We start from the raw sequence: 15,812 nt of genomic DNA, 5'->3' as shown, positions 1-15,812 counted from the left end.
CCATCACCTCCGGTCGCTCGAGGTTGCCGAAACCGTTCGCGGCGTTCCGGCAACAAGGCAAATGGTCAGCGCAAACCACACGATTGGATGGCGGATGATCAGATGTGGCATCCCGAAGATAACGATCGACACGACGAGCACGAACAGGGCATCGAGCTTTGCACGCCATGCGCATAAAGCCGCCGCGCCGACAATCCAGGCCAAGGCTAGGACCGCAATCAAACCACCTTGAGTGTATAGATCGAGAATCGTGTTGTGAGCCTCGAAAGGCCGGGGCAGAAACTGGCTGTAGGAAATGGGCGGGCGCTCCAGATGCGGCCCAGGACCAAGGCCCAAGGATCCTGACGTCAGGCCCTTGCCCAATGCATCTCCCCAGAGATGGAGGCGAAGTGCGGCGGTTTCGGCGGTCGCGTCGCCGCCCTTGTCCTTGGTGAGACTTAAGGCGAACTGTTCGACGCTGCCCGCTTCCGTGAGAATGTAGGGCGTCATCGACAAGGCCAACGGAAGGAAGCCAATCATCAACAGGAGGGTAACTTGCCGGGAAAAGCTGGCCTTGCCGTCACCGGTCGCGAGCCATGTCCGAACCCGCAGCCCAAGAAATATCAGGCAGGCCAGGACCGTCGTGTACAGATAGGTATCACTCTTCGTCAGCCTTCCGATATAGATGGTCAGGATAAGGCTGCTGAGCCCGGCCAATCTCGCCCACGGATTGCTAGTGGTCGTCGCAAGATGCAAGGCGAATGGGCCAAAGAGTGCACAATACAGCGCGAGCTGGTTCGGGTTCTCGGACCAGCCGCGGAAGCGATCCCAGTACCACGGATCGACGCCGGATTGGTGGATCCAACCCCATCCAAGTGCCAGTTGAACAATAAAGCCTGCATTCGCGATCGCGACCACCCACCAGGCAGTACTGCGCAGATGACGATCAGCCTCGGGCTCCGCGGCGGCCAGGCAGGTGACGCAGATCAGCAGCAGGTAGGCTATCGTATCGTGCATCACCACCGACAGGTACAGCACCGTGGTCAGATAGCCGACGATGGTGCCAATCCCCAGAGCAAGCGTCATGATCAGCCAGAAGCCCGCGACACGGATCAGGGCGGGCCTGACTACCAAGTGACCGCCGGCGAGCACCCGGCCGATCGACAGCATGATCCAAAGCGCGAGAAACAGCTCGCCATAGCCGAGCGGCACTCCCGGAATGGTGAGCTGCGCCGCATAGGACATCGCAACGCCGCAGGCCAGCAACGCGTCGCGGATCATCGGCGCGCTCCACCCAATGCGCGGTTTACAGCAGCCTCTTCAAGCAACGCCGGCGACGCCGGTCGAGCGAAGCCGCCATGGGATTTGGCGCTAAGGACATTGTCGTAGAGATCGCAATATTGCTCGACCACCCAGGGCAGCGAGAACTGCGTCCGGACCAGCTCGACAGAGCGAGCGCCCATGGTCCTTCCTTTCCGGCGGTCGGACAAGACGTCTATAATTCGACACGCAAGGCTGTTCGGATCGTGCGGTGGGACGAGATGGCCGTTCCATCCGTCTTCGACCACCTCATTGCAGCCAGGCATCCTTGAGGCGACGATAGGCAATCCTGCCAGCCCTGCCTCCAACAGGACGCGCGGAATCCCTTCGCGGTATTGTGTCGGAAAGGCGAACAGATCGGCCATGCCAAGCAGGGCAGGAACGTCGCGTCGTGGGCCCAAGGCGATGACATGGGGCGCATGTCGATCAATCTCCGCCTTGTCCACCGCAAATGGGCCCTCGGATTCCAATGGCCCGACAAGCACGAAACGGGCATCGGGCCTTTCAGCCAAAATGCGAGGGACTGCCTTGAGGAGTGTCGGGATGCCTTTCTGGCGAGTTAGCCGGCCGACAAAAATTACGATCTCGGCGGATTGGAGCCCAAGCTCCTCGCGCATTTTCATCGCCGACGGGCCAAGATGCCTTGCCATGGCGAACGCATCGACGTCGATTCCAGAACTGCGGATCACTCGTCCGCTGCCACGTATGATCAGTCGGTAGCGTTCAAAGAATGACTGATCGTCCCGATTTTGGAACACCGTAGCGGCCGTCCATAAGGACGAAAGCCATTGCAGTCCGCAAAAGATTGGGCGCAGGGCCAGGGCGCGCGGTTCCAGGGACGAGAACGTCCAGCCCAGACCGTTGATTGTGCGCACGACTGGAACGCTCCCGCGCACCGCAAGTGGCGTCACCAGGTTGGGCTTGGTGTCGAAGCTTTGGATAATATCCGGCCGGAGTTCCGCCATCAGCTTTCGGATGGTTTTGATGGCGGCCCATTCCCCGCTGCTGCTGGAAAAGCGGTCGAAACCGTAGCTGCGATGCGGAATGCCATGCCGCAGGAATGCGGCTTCACCGCCGCTCGAAACCGCAGTAACCTGGAATCCCTTCTCTCGCAGCGACATCAGGAAGGGGATTCGCAGGGCGTGATCCTCGCCTCCAACACACACGAGGTGCGGATTCATCCTGCGTCTCCTGACCGTTCGCCGTAGCCCGATCGCGCGAAGTGGCCGGCCGTTGAATTTGCTTTCATAGTGTTGGTTTCGTTACCCATCACGCCCAAGATCACGGTAGGGGCAGGCCTTGCCACTGTCCTCGTCTGTTTGAATGACACACACCGTGTCCCGGAAACGGATCGCCGTGCCCAGCCGGTTCAGGTAGCCGCGCGTTGCATCAAAAAGGTCGGCACTGCCCAGATGCCCGAGCACGGAGTGGTCCGTTGACAAACGGCTCGCGCTCCGCGGCACTTTCCTGTCTTGGTGCTGGTTGCCGTCGGAATGCCGCCTAATTTGCGCGGCTAGCTCATCCTCTGGATGCGCGAAGTTTGACCACGCGGGAGATGATCGTCCGTGCCTCCGATGCTAGCAGGATCGGAATGCCGTCGCGTACCGGGTAGGCAAGTCCTGCGCTCTTCGATACGAGTTCGTCGCGATCCCCATCCCAGGCAAGTGAGCCTTTGGTCACTGGGCATACTAACCGTTTCAACAACTCAGGATTGAAAGAGGCATTCTCTTCGGCTCGCCTATCCGCATCCATCTGCTATTCCTTTCTCGGCTCCGACGCGAGCGTCTTTCGCACAAAAGCCATCACCCGACGTTCGAGTCATTTCTGTAAATCGTAGAGTTCCGGCAAGTGTCATAAGCCTTGCAAACTGCACTTTCACGGTAGGTGCAGGCTTGGCCACCTGTCGTCGTCCGTTTGAATGAATTGACATTGAACGGAGCTGCGTGGCGGCGAAGTTGGAGGTGAGGTGTTGAACGCACAATGGGTAAGCACGATCGGAGACAACCGTGATAGGTGACCGGAAGGTTTCGTTATTGAAGACCGCTCGCGGTTAATGCTCTCGAGCCAGTGTTTGACCGTTCCGGCCAGTCAATACGGGCGACGAAATCGTAAACCGGACCGCCGGGTACTCCCCAATTGCTTGACCAGACCACCTGTGAACCGTCTGGGGACGGCGAGGCGTGGGTCTCACTCCAGTAGTCGAATGGAGCGTTCTTCGTCTGCACAATACGTCGAACCTCTCCGCTGCCGTCGATGCGCAGCGCGATGACTTCCCGCGCATACGGCGCCCAATTCGGATATTTCGATACTTCGTCCGGGTCGCCGGAATAGCTAAGGAACACCCAACCCGGCCTGTCCAGTGACCTGAGCGATGCATGCTGTGCTTCGCCATATCTCATCAGCGAGGTGACTTTCCCATCTGACAGCCTTCGCTTGATCACCTGGAATATGTCCGGATCGGATTTACTGATCCCCACATAGATTTCGCTGCCGTCGGCATCGACCGTCATGTCCCCATGGCCAGGCCGATGATGCTCGGTCCATTTTTGGCGCAGAACGCCGTCAACCGAAAAGATGAACGTCTGTTCAGTTTCGTCTTTTAGGTACTGAATGCATAAGATGTTGACGCCTAGCGGCGAAATTGAGCAGGCGCTGTTGGTCCCGACAAGCTGTGCGAGATCGATTTCCGGAAACTTCCGCCTCCGTTTGAGATCGTAGGCAAAGACGACCGCTTTGCCGTCCCCGCGAACCGCGCGCACGGCAATACGGCTGCCGTCACGGCTCGGATTCCCTTTATAAGGGCCGAACTGGAGATCGCTACTGTCAGTCGAAACAAACAGGACCTCCTCATGATTGGTGCGTGGCGCCCACGTCGAGATTTTCCGACCACCGACGCAGATCATCAGGTCGGGATCGCGAGGGTGCCATTCGCATTCGATCGATCGAACACGGCGAAAAAGCGGAGCGTAGGTGCGCCCATCCAGGAAGCATAAGCCGCCGCAGCCGTTGCTGATGACAAGAAGGCTCTGATCCGAATTCCAGGCCTGAGCGCTCGAATAGCGGTGGCTGCAATATTTGCTCCCGCATGCGACGCCGGCGCCGAGGATTCCGGGTTTGGTTATTCGCGTGAAAGTTGTGCCAAATGCCGCATCCTTCGCCGGGTGCAGGTAATCAGGCAGGTCCATGGCCACCGGCGCGACGAACTTTGTCGATGCCACATCCTCTTCACTCACCGCTCCGCGCAGATCTATGGATGTCGCGCTGGCAGCTAGCGTCAACGCCAAGACAATTTGGTAGCGAAAAAAGCGCATGTCGTGTCAACTCACGCGGTTCCGTCTCAATAGTTCGATTTCCGTTTTTATTGGATATCTTCTTCTCGACGCTTCAAAACCGTATCTCTCTAAGCTTCAACCCTTTTAAATTTCGCCCGCGCCGCGCCAAACTTGTCAATTACTCCACGCGCTATTATTTCGGTGGCGGCAGCGAGCCCGTCTGAATCTAAGCTTTCAACGCAAGTTGTCGGTACCGGGAACGATCCAAGTTGTTCCTCGATAAGATTAACGTGGTCGATATGATCAAGACTGCTCTGCAGATCAACTTCGAGGAACTTCTGAATGATGCCGAGATTACGCCGGCGTTCCCTCAACCGCGCCTCTAGAATCTCTCGTGGCGCCTGCAATCGGACAAGCAGGTCCGGTTTGGGTAGAAGCTCGAGGGCGCACGACACCCTTTCACGATCCGTTATGCCGCTGAACAAAACCAGCGAGCACACGAATTGCACCATACCCTGGTCAAAAATTGAGATCGTGTCCTTGGACGCTATTGCCGCGCGCCAGGCTTGTAGAAGAGCTTCAAGATGCCAGTTCAGACGAGCCGCCCACAGCTCATTCTTGGGTGGAAGGATCTTAAGCACTTCTGCACCGAGAGAACGCTGTCCAATCCACTTTGAATGCAAGCCGGAGACTAGTTTGAAGGCGGCTCTTCTAACCGGGTGTCGACGGTCGCCGGTCTGCAAAACAACAGAGTAGCCCTGAGCTCGCAGAACGTGCACCAGTTCGCACGCCAACGTCGTCTTACCAGCACCGGACGGCCCAAATAGCTCCAAGATCATCTTTCAATCCAGACTGAGGGAAGCCTTCCGGCAGTGATGTTATGTCCATTTGCTGAAGCGAACGCCCATCTCTTCCCGGGATGTCTAGCCGACGAGCCAGGAATTCGCGCCATCCGTATGAATGACGGTGTGGTCACGTTAGGATATCGACGAAGGCCATAATCGTGAACGGAAGGAGTGCGTTTCGGTCACTATCCTTCCCGATTGCCTTCCATCCGTTTGCCGTTCCGTCCCCGACAGGGCTGTGCAGTAGCCCAATGCCCCAGCGCACCTCCACGGGGCTCAGTAGTCATAAGTTCGGCATGTCTCATCCGTTCGGGGGATGCGAGATACCCAGCCATCTGGAAACCTTACCTCTGCGATGGACCCACCCAGAACTGATCTTTTGCCGCCTCTATCGCCAATAGAACAGCTTGGTGGGGCATCCAATGAATATGTTGGACAAAAAATCTTCGATTCCATCTCAGGAGAAATCGTATGAAAGCGGGCAGATGAGCGAGGACCTCAAGTCATATCCGTCAGCAGGGGCTACGGCCGCTATGCCTACTAGTTACGACGCCGAAGTCGCGGCCGCGGCCTATGATCTCCCAACAAAGCAGAGATATCAGGATCCGAGCTTTGCGAGCTGGTACCTGGACGGATATGCAGGCCGCTTGAAGCTGTCTACAATTGCATCCTACGTCATTGCGCGACGGGAGCAGCGCTGCATCGCCAAGGCGCTGGAGAGGTGCAGCCCGCCTCCATCCCAGGTGCTCGATATCCCATGCGGAACCGGGAAGCTGGCTGGCGTGCTGGGCCGGCATGATTGTCAGGTGCTGGCTGCAGACATTTCAATGGAAATGATGGCCCTGGCTAAGTCAGCATATGAAGGTCAGCCCGGATTTCGGGGATTCATCCGATGTGACGTGACGCAACTGCCGTTCGCCGACGAAAGCTTTGACACGGTGGTCTGTCTTCGCCTCATCCATCTTATCCCGCCACATCTCAGGCGCGACATTATCATGGAGCTCGCGCGCGTTGCCAGCCGCCGTCTGATCGTATCCTACGGCGTTGGCACCCGCCTCCAGAGAATGCGACTAAGGCTGCGGAAGATAATCACCGGAAGGCTGTCGGCGCCTCATCCCGTCAATCTTAACGTTGCACGACAGGATTTCGCAGAGGCGGGGCTCGAACTGGTACGCTCTTTCAGCGTCCTCCGGTTCCTGTCCTGCGAGCAGCTGTTCGTACTTGAGAAGGTAAAGGCGTGGCCTGCCGCCGGTTTGCAGCCTTTGCGTTAGCACTGGCATTGCGGATCAAGCCGCTGATGGGTGTCAAAAGCTGAAACGGCGACGGGAGGTGGCTGTGGAACCGGCAGGCAAGGCCATTCCGGCGCGCATGGCATCACTCGACCTGCTGCGCTTGGCCGCAGCCCTCGCGGTCGTGCTCTATCACTATCTTTTTGGCGGCGCGATCGCCGGAAGTCTCGATGTGGAATATCCTGCCGCAGCACCTTACGCCATCTATGGCTATCTCGGCGTCAATCTGTTTTTCCTGATCAGCGGTTTCGTCATCGCGTGGTCGGCCGAAGGTCGAACCTGGCAGGAATTCGCGGTCGCCCGCTTCGCCCGGCTTTATCCCGGATTCCTCGTCTGCATGACCGCAACTTTTGTTGTTCTCGTCGTCGCCAAAGACCAGCGTTTTCCGACCGATATTGCGACCTATGTAGCCAATCTCTCTATGTTCGCCCGCCTCTTCGGCAGACCATCCATGGATGGGGCCTACTGGTCGATCATGCTCGAGATCCTGTTCTACGGCTGGGTTGCAGTGCTGATTTTTGCGGGTGCCTTTCAGCGCTGGAAAATACCTATCGCTGCCATCTGGCTCGCAATTTCGGCAAGCAACGAGTTCTTCTTTGAGAACACGGTGATACGCATTCTCTTTATTACAAACTATGCGCCTTTGTTTGCCGCCGGCATCCTCGCGGAAGACATCGTTGCAAGGGGCCGTTCGCCGGCTGCGTTCCTGCTTCTTGCCGTCGCATTCCTGGTGTCTTGCCAGACCATAATCTTCTCTCACAACTGGATGCATGAGCACTTTGGCGCTGCCATTTCGTATCCTGCTCTCCTCGCCGCCAATATAGTGATCTACGGAGTCTTCTCTGGCGCGATACTGCTCCGCTCGGTGATTGCTCCATCCAAGGTTGTCATGATGCTCGGAGGATTGACTTATCCGCTGTATCTTTTGCATCAGTATATTGGCTACATCTCGCTTAACGCGCTGGCGCCGCATGTCGGAAAGAACGCCGCATTCTTCGTTGTCTTTGCCGGGACTCTTCTTGCCTCTTTTCTCGTCTGGCGCTTCATCGAGACGCCGGTACGCAAGCCGCTCGTTCGCGCTCTGGTGTCTGGGATATATCGCCTTGCACCAGCCTCGCAGCCAATCCGGCCAACCTCGTCCGCACGAACATCGTGATCAGAGGCGCTCGGCGGGTGTCCCAGAAAGATTCGCGTTAATCGCGAAACACCGGGGTATCCGGGCTTGGCACGCTGTACGGCACCCTGGATGTGTCCCGCTTCCGGTTTCATTGACGGCTCAGCCGATTCCCCAGCACCCCGCATGACGAGGCTTCAAGAGCAGCGAAGCGCACTCCAAATAGCGCACGCCAGGTCCGGCACATGGCGCAAGACTCTCTTGCGACCTGGCACCGCATCGAAGGGCTTATCGGGGAGAAGGTCGCACTGTGTGTATCAACTTACGATCAAAGTTTCTCTCACGGGGTGCCGGTATGTGATTTGGCGCTAATATACGCAGTCTGTAGGTAGGGCGCTGTCGAAACAGAAAAAGGAATATTGGATGACAACTCTGCATTACACGTCAGGTGGATCGGGCACGGAAATTGCTCAAGCCGGATTCAATCTGGCTGACGTTTCATCCGTTGACCAACTCAATGCGCTGCCGGACGGTATGAAAGGCATGGTCTATCTGAACGAAACCGACGGAGTAACCTCCTCCTTTGTCGACAAGGTCACGCCCTTCATCGGTAATCCAAAGCTGTTCGGATTCTTCCTGGTTGACGAGCCGGATCCCACCGGCCAATGGGGTACCTACGCCTCTGCCGCAAATCTGAAGGCAGAATCCGACTGGATTCATTCCAATGTGCCGGATGCCAAGACCTATATCACGATGATGAGCCTGGGGACGTCGGCGAATCCAGATTTTTCGAACACCTACAATCCCGCCAGTACGGGTATCGATTACTACGGCGTGGATGTCTATCCTGTCCGCACGGATGGCGCGGTCGACTACAACATGATCGACAAATTCGTCGCCGCCGCTCAGGCATCGGGCATCCCGACGAGCCAGATCATTCCAGGCTACCAGACGTTTGGAGGTGGCGACTATAACACCGACATGGGTGGCAAATATGTCGTGCCCACCGCCACCCAGATGGAAACCATGATGGACCACTGGGCCAAGCTGGTTCCGTCACCCGCCTTCGACTACGCATACGCCTGGGGTTCGCAGCGAGGCGACACAGCGTTGGAGAGCTCTTCGGAACTGCAGGCCGTTTTCCGGGAACACAATCTCAACACTGGAGGGACTGCTCCTTCCGAAGCCGCGGCTACTGATCCCAGTTCTACGGCGAGCATCCCTTCCGAAGCCACCACCGGCGATAGCGCCTCGACTGCCACGGCTCCGTCCGAGGCCACCCCCAACGATAGCGCCTCGACTGCCACCGCCCCGTCCGAGGCCACCCCCAGCGATAGCGCCTCGACTGCCACCGCCCCGTCCGAGGCCACCCCCAGCGATAGCGCCTCGACTGCCACGGCCCCGTCCGAGGCCACCACCGGCGATAGCGCCTCGACTGCCCCTGCCGAGGCCACCACCGGCGATGGCACCCCGACTGCCACGGCCCCGTCCGAGGCTACCCCCAGCGACAGCACCTCGACTGCCACGGCCCCGTCCGGGGCCACCCCCAGCGACAGCACCTCGACTGCCACCGCCCCTTCCGGGGCCATCACCGGCGATAGCAGCTCGACTGCCACCGCCCCTTCCGGGGCCATCACCGGCGATAGCAGCTCGACTGCGACTGCCCCTGCCGAGACCACTACCGGCGATAGCAATCATAGCAAGACCGCGCTTTCGCACCTCCTCGCTGGCAATAGCAGTTCGACCGACACCGCCGCCTCCACAAGCGATGGTAGTGATAGCAAGACCGCGCTTTCGCATCTCCTCGCCGGCAATGGCCGTTCGACTGATACCGCCGCTTCCAGCGCCACCACAAGCGATGGCAGTCATGGCAAGACCGCGCTTTCGCCCTTCCTCGCCAGCGACGGCAGTTCGACTGCTACCGCCGCTTCGGGCACCACCACCAGCGATGGCAGTCATGGCAAGACCGCGCTTTCGCACCTCCTCGCCGGCAATGGCAGTTCGACTGATACCACCGCTTCCGGCGCCACCATCAGCGATAGCAGTCATGGCAAGACCGCGCTCTCGCACCTCCTCGCTGGCAATGGCAGTTCGACTGATACCGCCGCTTCCGGCGCCACCACAAGCGATGGCAGTGATAGCAAGACCGCGCTTTCGCACCTCCTTGCCAGCGACGGCAGTTCGACTGACACCACCCACGATAATGCCGGCGACAAGGTAAGCGAGGGCAGCAGCGTTGACCGCATATTGGCTGCGTTGAACCATTCTCTTTCGGCCGGCTCGGAGCTTCTCCCGACCAACGACCCGTCCGACACAACGGCAACCAGCCTGGTTCGCCACGGGTTCGCGCAGACCGTCCAGCCCGATGAAAATGTCGGCGCCCAGGCAAAAAATGGCGCCGCCGAGATCATGTCCGGCCACGGAGGCAACGACGCCTTCGACTTCAGCAAGCTCCAGGACAAGCTCCACCTCGATCAACCCGCTCTTACCGAGCTTAAGTCGGGCGGGCTTTCATTGCATGCTTCCTCTGCTGGTACGGCCGCCGATGATGGTTCCCACCACATCATCTTTGACAGTACAACCGGATCGCTCTCTATCGACAGCGATGAAGTCGGCGGCGCAGCTCAAGCGCAGCTCGCTACCCATTTCCCGTGGCAGCATCAGTCTTTGTGATCTGAAAACCCGGAGTGGCGGACCTTCAAATGGAGTCGGGTCCGCCGCTCCGTCTTTGTTCAATTGCGCCACGGAAGCTTGGCCAAGGGAAGATAAGATACCGGCGGACATCGGAGAGATCGAAGTTGGTCGGCATCATCACCAATGCGAATTTCGGATTCGCAACACTAAGCGGTCTCGGCAATTTTCAGCACGGCGTCGATCTCGGCCATCACCGCTGCCGGCAGCGGCCCTCTTTCCAGCGCACCGAGATTGTCCGCGACCTGCTCGGGCCGCGTGAAGCCGGGAACCGGCAAGGCGATTGCCGACTTGGCGAGGATCCAGCCGAGCGCACCCTGCGCAAGCGTGCGTCCGCCCGAGGTGAGCAGGTCGCGCATTGCCGAGAGCCTTGACAGATACTGCGGGTTGGCGGCGCCATCCCTGAAAAACACCATCCAATCGGCATTCCCGCCGCGCACGTCATCGGTGGGCAGCCTCATGGCCGGCGTGTATTTGCCGGTGAGCAGTCCCATTGCCAGCGGCAGCCGGCTGAACGAGACGAGGTGCTCGCGCGCCGCAACGGCCATCAGCTCGTTCGCCGGGGTAAACACATTGAAGTCGTTCTCTACGGCGACGAAACCCTCGCGCGGCGCGTAGGCCGCAAGCCGTTCGCAGTGATCGGTGCTCCAGCCGAAGCCGCCTATCTTGCCCTCCTGGCGCAACAGGCCGAGCGTATCGAACACCTCGCCGGCGCGTTCGATCGGATATTCGTTGATGTGTAGCAGCACGACGTCGATAAAATCGCGCTGCAGGCGCTGCCGCGAATTGTCGATCGATGTCCGGATCGCCGCGGCAGAGGCATCCTCGGGAGCGATCTTGCGCGTTTCGGGATCGCCGAAATAGCCGACCTTGGTGACGATGACGGCTTCGTCCTTACCCTTCAACGCCCGCCCGAGGATTAGTTCGGCATTGCCGGCGCCATAGGCGGCAGCCGTGTCGAACACCCGCGCGCCGATGTCATAGGCCATCGCCAGCGCGGCTTGCGACCTGATATCGTCGACCTTGCCATAGATTGTCGCCGTGTCGCGCCAGCGCGCGGCACCCCCCGCTGCCCAGGTGCCGATCCCGATGCGCGGCACCGATCGGCCATCCCAAAGCTCCATCATCTCCATGCCCGTTTCCTCAATGAAGCAGGCTGGCATGGCGGGCACGCTCGCGGATCTCATCGCGGGAAATGCCAGCATCCACCAGTGTGCTGTCCGGGGCCTGCCTCAAGCTCGCAAGCGTCTGGCGATAGGCAATCCAGCGGGTGAAACGGTATCGAAGTTCATACAACATGGTCGTCTCCTTTGGCGCGCAGAATGCCCGCGCGCCTGGGTTGATCGAAAGCGCAAAGCATCTGCGCGAATCGCATGCTCGATCGAAAAGATGGCGCTCGCTTCTTGGCCAGCCGAGGCGCTTATCCCTGTCCCGTCAGGCAAGATTATCCAACGCCTCCAATTCCTGCATACTTGCGCGCGATGCCCGCTTCGCGCTACAGCCACGGTCGCAAGGAGTTTTTCATTTCTGCAAAATGGATATTGGCTGGGACGATCTGAGGTTGTTTCTCGACGTTGCGCGGCTGGGTGGCTTGAGCGCAGCGACGGGAACCACGCGCCTCAGCGCAGCCACCCTTGGACGACGCGTCACCGCGCTCGAAAAGCAGATTGGCGAACCGCTGTTCGTGCGCCAGCAGACCGGCTACCGGCTGACCCCGGTCGGGGAAGAACTGCTGCGGCGCGCCGAAGACGTCGAGGCAGCAATGCAGTCGCTGACCCGCTGGCGCGAGGGAAACCTGCCCGACCGCATTGTCCGCGTCTCGGCTGGGCCATGGACCTCGGCCTTCGTTTCCGCCCATATCGGCGAGATCTGGACGGTCGATGATGGCATAAGGGTGGAACTCGTCACCACCACCGACCGGGTCGACATCGGCCGCCGCGCCGCCGACATCGGCATCCGCAGCGAGCGCCCGACCGAGCAGTGGCTGGCCGGCCGTCTGAGCGGCAAGGTCGCCCACGCCATTTATTCCGGACGCCACCTGATCAACGGCATCGCCGCCGGATTGTTCGTCGGCGTCACCGGCGAAGGGGCAAACATTGCCTCGGCGCGCTGGCTGCAAGCCCACCACGGCGACCGCATCGCCGTTCGCGGCAACAACACCCATTCGGTGCGCGAACTGGTAGCCGCCGGCGCCGGCCTTTCGATCTTTCCGTGCTTCGTCGGTGACAGTGATCCGCGGCTGGTTCGCGTCGCTCAGCCTATCCCCGAACTCGAAACCGACCAATGGATCGTCACCCATCACGAGGAACGTCACTCGCCGCCGGTACGAAAAGTCGCCGACCGGATTGTCGCCTTGATGCGGGCGCACCAGCCGCTGTTTCGTGGCGAGACGCCGTTCCGGTAAGCCTCAGGTGTCGATTGGCCGCAGTGGATCAAGAATACTTTGGTGGGCCGGACGAGATGCCGCTGCCGTTGATTTAATTGATCTTTTCGTGTGCCAAAATGAAGGTGACGCAAGAGCTTTCGGCGGCGGTGCATCGGGCGTTGGTCACTTATGCTGAAGTCCTGCGCTGGAGCCAGGCAAACACGTCTCCCGTCCCATAAAGCGCATTCCTCCGTGATAGAGCATTTCATGGCCAGGGATCGAGGTTTAGCCAAGGCACAGCGCGACGGGAAAGATGCGGTATCACTTTGAACGCGGCGGCATCGCTCGAGCCGGCTCATAGCCGTATGCTTCGCCCTTACGCACCACGCGACCGATGCCCGGCCAGCCAAGGTGCGCGCCGGCGATCCACGTCCCCGCCTCGGCCGCGTCACTGAAAACCTTTAGGCGGGTTGCGCGCGCGGTCAGCTGATCGTCGTCATAGCCCCAACTGAACGCGGGATTGCCGAACTGCAAGGCCGGCACATGAACGATGTCCCCGAAGAATAGGAAACGGTCCTCGTCCGCGTCGAACGCGTAGCCGGTATGGCCGGCAGCATGACCGGGCAGGGCGACCGCCCTCAATCGCTCACCCACCTGGTCGCCATTCTGGACGGGCTTCAGCAGGGGCCGGAACTGCGCAAGGTGCGCGTAAGCGAAAAAGCTCTCCACAGCCGCCTCGGGAATTACGATCGCCTTCAAGTTTGGAAAGAGCGCTCGGCCGTCGGGGGTCAAAAGTCCGTGCACATGATCCTGATGGGCGTGGGTGAGCGCCAAGACCGTGATCGAAGCCGGGTCAATCCTGGCTTCCGCCATGGCCTGCTCAAGACGCCCCACTGTCGGGGCCCAGCCCCCTCCTCCGCTGTCGATAAGAACGCCGTCAACGCCTGGACCTGCAAGGGCGAAGCAATTGACAGACAGGCGAAGCGCCCCTGCCTGCGCAGCTTGCGGCACCGGATTATCCTGCGGATCCCGCAGAAGGTCCGCCGGCATCTCGATGTAACCGTCCGAGAGCGACCAGACGCGCCACCTTCCCGACGTGCTGCCAAGCACGTTGCTGCTTTGCGATGTCACGATCATAAGGCCACCTGCCGCAAACGAAAATGGAGGATAGGTTCGATTGTCACTATTGGCTCTCTGCACCCTCTACGCAAAGTCGTGGGGAAACCGGTGAAGATCAATCCGGAAAGCATCAGATCTCGATAAGCGACGGATTGGAAAATGATCGTTGACCGACCTGCTAGCTTCGTGGCGATGCCAGCTCTTATTGCATGCCCATGTAGATTCCTCCCTTCGTAAGCTCGTCAATCATCTGATTTATGCGCTTTCGGCGTGTTTCCGGGTGACGGGCGCGCGCGATCCAGTGCAAGTAATCATTGCGCTGATAGGGAGGCCGTTGCTTGAAAGCAGGCATCAGATTTGCGGCCTCGAGCTCTGCACGCAAACTGTCGGGCATTTTAGCCAACGGACGTTTCAGCAAATCACGTCTCCGCTATTCGAATTCTGATGATGGAATAGATCACAAGTCAGCCCTCGCGCCTGCGAGACCGCAGCCGGCCTGGCGACAGCCCTTTCAATCGGGTCACGACGCGATTCATATGGGCCTGGTGAGTGAAACCCGCATGTTGAGCAATCTCGGCCAGCGGCAGATCGCTATTTTCCAAAAGCTCGACCGCGCGATCAACGCGGCGGCGTAAAATGAATTGATGTACCGGCAATTGCGTCGCCTCGCGAAAGGCGGCGGTGAAGGCGCGTCGTGGCATTCCCGAGATTCCGGCAAGATGGTCGATCGAGACCCCCTTTTCCAGATCGCCGTCAATCGCAGCGAGGATCCGGTCGAACCGCTGCGAGGTCAGGAGCGGAGATTTCTGCCGCCGCTGGCGTGCATGCCCGAGACGGAGCAGGTTCACGAAAATCAGGCCCAGCGTCCATTCACGGACGATGGCATTGGCTGGCGGGTCGCCTTCGAGGCGTCGGCACAACTCGGCCACCAGCGAATCGCGTATCGGTCGATCGGTCAGGATCACCAGGTCCTCAAGGGTCCCGGCTGCGGATACCAGGAGCCTTGACGCCAGCGCGGAGTCAACGGTGATCATCGTCAGCTCTCGCGGCTCCTCGATCTTGAACCGCGTGGCCCGCTCGGGAAGACTGAGCAGCAGATCACCGGGGCGCGTGAAGACGCGCCGCAGCCCGCGGCCAAGATCGATCTCTGCATAGGATGAACCGCTGCGAATCACACGCAGCTGAACGACTCCGGCCGGTGCATGGCGATAGTCGCCGGCAGGAAAGAACAACCTCTTTGCACTTGCCGCGGTCACCATCGTTGTACCGGGCGTCCGGACGCAAGTTCCTCCAGGACTTCGATGATCGATCGCCGCATCCTCGATCCTTGACGCCTACACTTTTGCCCGTTTGACTGGTCCACCAGGGGCATCATTTGCCAGGGCAGTCAGGTCACCGATCCGGGGCACAAAGATGTTGTGCAGTGTCTGGGTCATAATGGTCATTTCACGCTGAATTTGCAGTTCCTGTGCGGCGGGAAACAATGTGTCCTGCAAGAAGAGTTCCAGGCCTGCCTTGTCGTCCCATATCTCGATGATGCGATAGCCATCGTCGGTGGCATGCGCGATGTGCTGGTAGATGCCGCCAGCGGGCCGTTTCTCCACGCCGATCCGATCGAGGATGCGGCTATAATCTTCGGCCGTCAGGCCGGCAATATCAAGTGTCGTCACTACGGCCATGGTTCATCCTCGCTGCTGATAGTGGTTGTTTGAAGTGGAGTTCTTGGACGGGCCCCGAATCTATTGGGCCGATGTCGTTTGGCATCGCTGTCCTGACCGCGAGTTTGACTCCCGAAGTTCACCCACAGGAGCGGCCTTT

At 59.5% G+C, this 15,812-nt stretch carries 16 protein-coding genes; 5 read left to right on the top strand and 11 right to left on the bottom strand.

Going from position 1 to position 15,812, the window contains the following annotated elements; genetic code table 11:
- Positions 1-3: 3 nt before the first annotated feature.
- The 5 genes from NKH91_RS22825 to NKH91_RS22805 all read right to left on the bottom strand — a co-directional run bounded on the left by NKH91_RS22825 (position 4) and on the right by NKH91_RS22805 (position 5,410).
- Positions 4-1,260 carry an O-antigen ligase family protein gene (locus NKH91_RS22825; protein ID WP_352844749.1) on the bottom strand — a complete coding sequence of 419 codons (1,257 nt, stop codon included), beginning with the start codon at positions 1,258-1,260 and terminating at the stop codon, positions 4-6.
- A complete protein-coding gene (locus NKH91_RS22820; RefSeq protein WP_031193856.1) occupies positions 1,257-2,480 on the bottom strand; it encodes a glycosyltransferase family 4 protein in 1,224 nt (407 codons plus the stop codon). Before NKH91_RS22820 ends, NKH91_RS22825 begins: the two co-directional genes overlap by 4 nt.
- 337 nt (positions 2,481-2,817) lie before the next feature.
- Entirely contained in the window at positions 2,818-3,051 is a 234-nt protein-coding gene (locus tag NKH91_RS22815; RefSeq protein WP_352844750.1) for a Trm112 family protein, read from the bottom strand.
- Between the two features lie 278 nt (positions 3,052-3,329).
- The gene (locus NKH91_RS22810; RefSeq protein WP_352844751.1) at positions 3,330-4,610 is read right to left on the bottom strand and encodes a hypothetical protein; all 1,281 of its coding nucleotides are present in this window, start codon (positions 4,608-4,610) and stop codon (positions 3,330-3,332) included.
- An 89-nt stretch (positions 4,611-4,699) separates the two neighbouring features.
- Positions 4,700-5,410 carry an AAA family ATPase gene (locus NKH91_RS22805; RefSeq protein WP_023718570.1) on the bottom strand — a complete coding sequence of 237 codons (711 nt, stop codon included), beginning with the start codon at positions 5,408-5,410 and terminating at the stop codon, positions 4,700-4,702.
- Between the two features lie 428 nt (positions 5,411-5,838).
- Between NKH91_RS22805 and NKH91_RS22800 the strand changes: the two genes are divergently transcribed.
- The 3 genes from NKH91_RS22800 to NKH91_RS22790 all read left to right on the top strand — a co-directional run bounded on the left by NKH91_RS22800 (position 5,839) and on the right by NKH91_RS22790 (position 10,492).
- Complete coding sequence (locus NKH91_RS22800) at positions 5,839-6,687, top strand: class I SAM-dependent methyltransferase (protein ID WP_352484582.1); 849 nt, start codon at positions 5,839-5,841, stop codon at positions 6,685-6,687.
- Positions 6,688-6,751: 64 nt separating this feature from the next.
- A complete protein-coding gene (locus tag NKH91_RS22795) occupies positions 6,752-7,861 on the top strand; it encodes an acyltransferase family protein (RefSeq protein WP_352844753.1) in 1,110 nt (369 codons plus the stop codon).
- Positions 7,862-8,242: 381 nt separating this feature from the next.
- On the top strand, positions 8,243-10,492 hold the full coding sequence (locus NKH91_RS22790) for a calcium-binding protein (protein ID WP_352844754.1): 2,250 nt from the start codon (positions 8,243-8,245) through the stop codon (positions 10,490-10,492).
- Between the two features lie 167 nt (positions 10,493-10,659).
- On the opposite strand, the gene NKH91_RS22785 is transcribed toward NKH91_RS22790, so the two are convergent.
- Both NKH91_RS22785 and NKH91_RS22780 read right to left on the bottom strand, forming a co-directional pair.
- Positions 10,660-11,643, bottom strand: a complete 984-nt coding sequence (locus NKH91_RS22785; protein WP_352885417.1) for an aldo/keto reductase — start codon at positions 11,641-11,643, stop codon at positions 10,660-10,662.
- Positions 11,644-11,653: 10 nt separating this feature from the next.
- Entirely contained in the window at positions 11,654-11,809 is a 156-nt protein-coding gene (locus NKH91_RS22780) for a YjiS-like domain-containing protein (RefSeq protein WP_352844757.1), read from the bottom strand.
- A 235-nt stretch (positions 11,810-12,044) separates the two neighbouring features.
- Between NKH91_RS22780 and NKH91_RS22775 the strand changes: the two genes are divergently transcribed.
- Both NKH91_RS22775 and NKH91_RS32410 read left to right on the top strand, forming a co-directional pair.
- Positions 12,045-12,914 (top strand): LysR family transcriptional regulator, encoded by an 870-nt coding sequence (locus NKH91_RS22775; protein WP_352589419.1) that lies wholly within the window; start codon positions 12,045-12,047, stop codon positions 12,912-12,914.
- Positions 12,915-13,012: 98 nt separating this feature from the next.
- Positions 13,013-13,114: a DUF2274 domain-containing protein gene (locus NKH91_RS32410; protein WP_156948055.1), complete on the top strand. Its 102-nt coding sequence runs from the start codon at positions 13,013-13,015 to the stop codon at positions 13,112-13,114.
- Between the two features lie 82 nt (positions 13,115-13,196).
- Here the strand turns inward: NKH91_RS32410 and NKH91_RS22770 are convergent, their stop codons facing one another.
- The 4 genes from NKH91_RS22770 to NKH91_RS22755 form a co-directional block, all read right to left on the bottom strand.
- The gene (locus NKH91_RS22770) at positions 13,197-14,012 is read right to left on the bottom strand and encodes an MBL fold metallo-hydrolase (RefSeq protein WP_352844758.1); all 816 of its coding nucleotides are present in this window, start codon (positions 14,010-14,012) and stop codon (positions 13,197-13,199) included.
- A gap of 184 nt (positions 14,013-14,196) precedes the next feature.
- Complete coding sequence (locus tag NKH91_RS22765) at positions 14,197-14,412, bottom strand: YdeI/OmpD-associated family protein (RefSeq protein WP_352844760.1); 216 nt, start codon at positions 14,410-14,412, stop codon at positions 14,197-14,199.
- Positions 14,413-14,458: 46 nt separating this feature from the next.
- A complete protein-coding gene (locus NKH91_RS22760; RefSeq protein ID WP_352639352.1) occupies positions 14,459-15,253 on the bottom strand; it encodes a helix-turn-helix domain-containing protein in 795 nt (264 codons plus the stop codon).
- 75 nt (positions 15,254-15,328) lie between these two features.
- Entirely contained in the window at positions 15,329-15,673 is a 345-nt protein-coding gene (locus tag NKH91_RS22755) for a hypothetical protein (protein ID WP_023718579.1), read from the bottom strand.
- Between the last annotated feature and the right edge of the window lie 139 nt (positions 15,674-15,812).

Origin of the sequence: Mesorhizobium sp. M0894 (genome assembly GCF_040319725.1) — a bacterium.
Classification (GTDB): domain Bacteria; phylum Pseudomonadota; class Alphaproteobacteria; order Rhizobiales; family Rhizobiaceae; genus Mesorhizobium.
The sequence above is the reverse complement of the archived record's forward strand: the minus strand, read 5'-3'. Positions and strand labels throughout refer to the sequence as shown.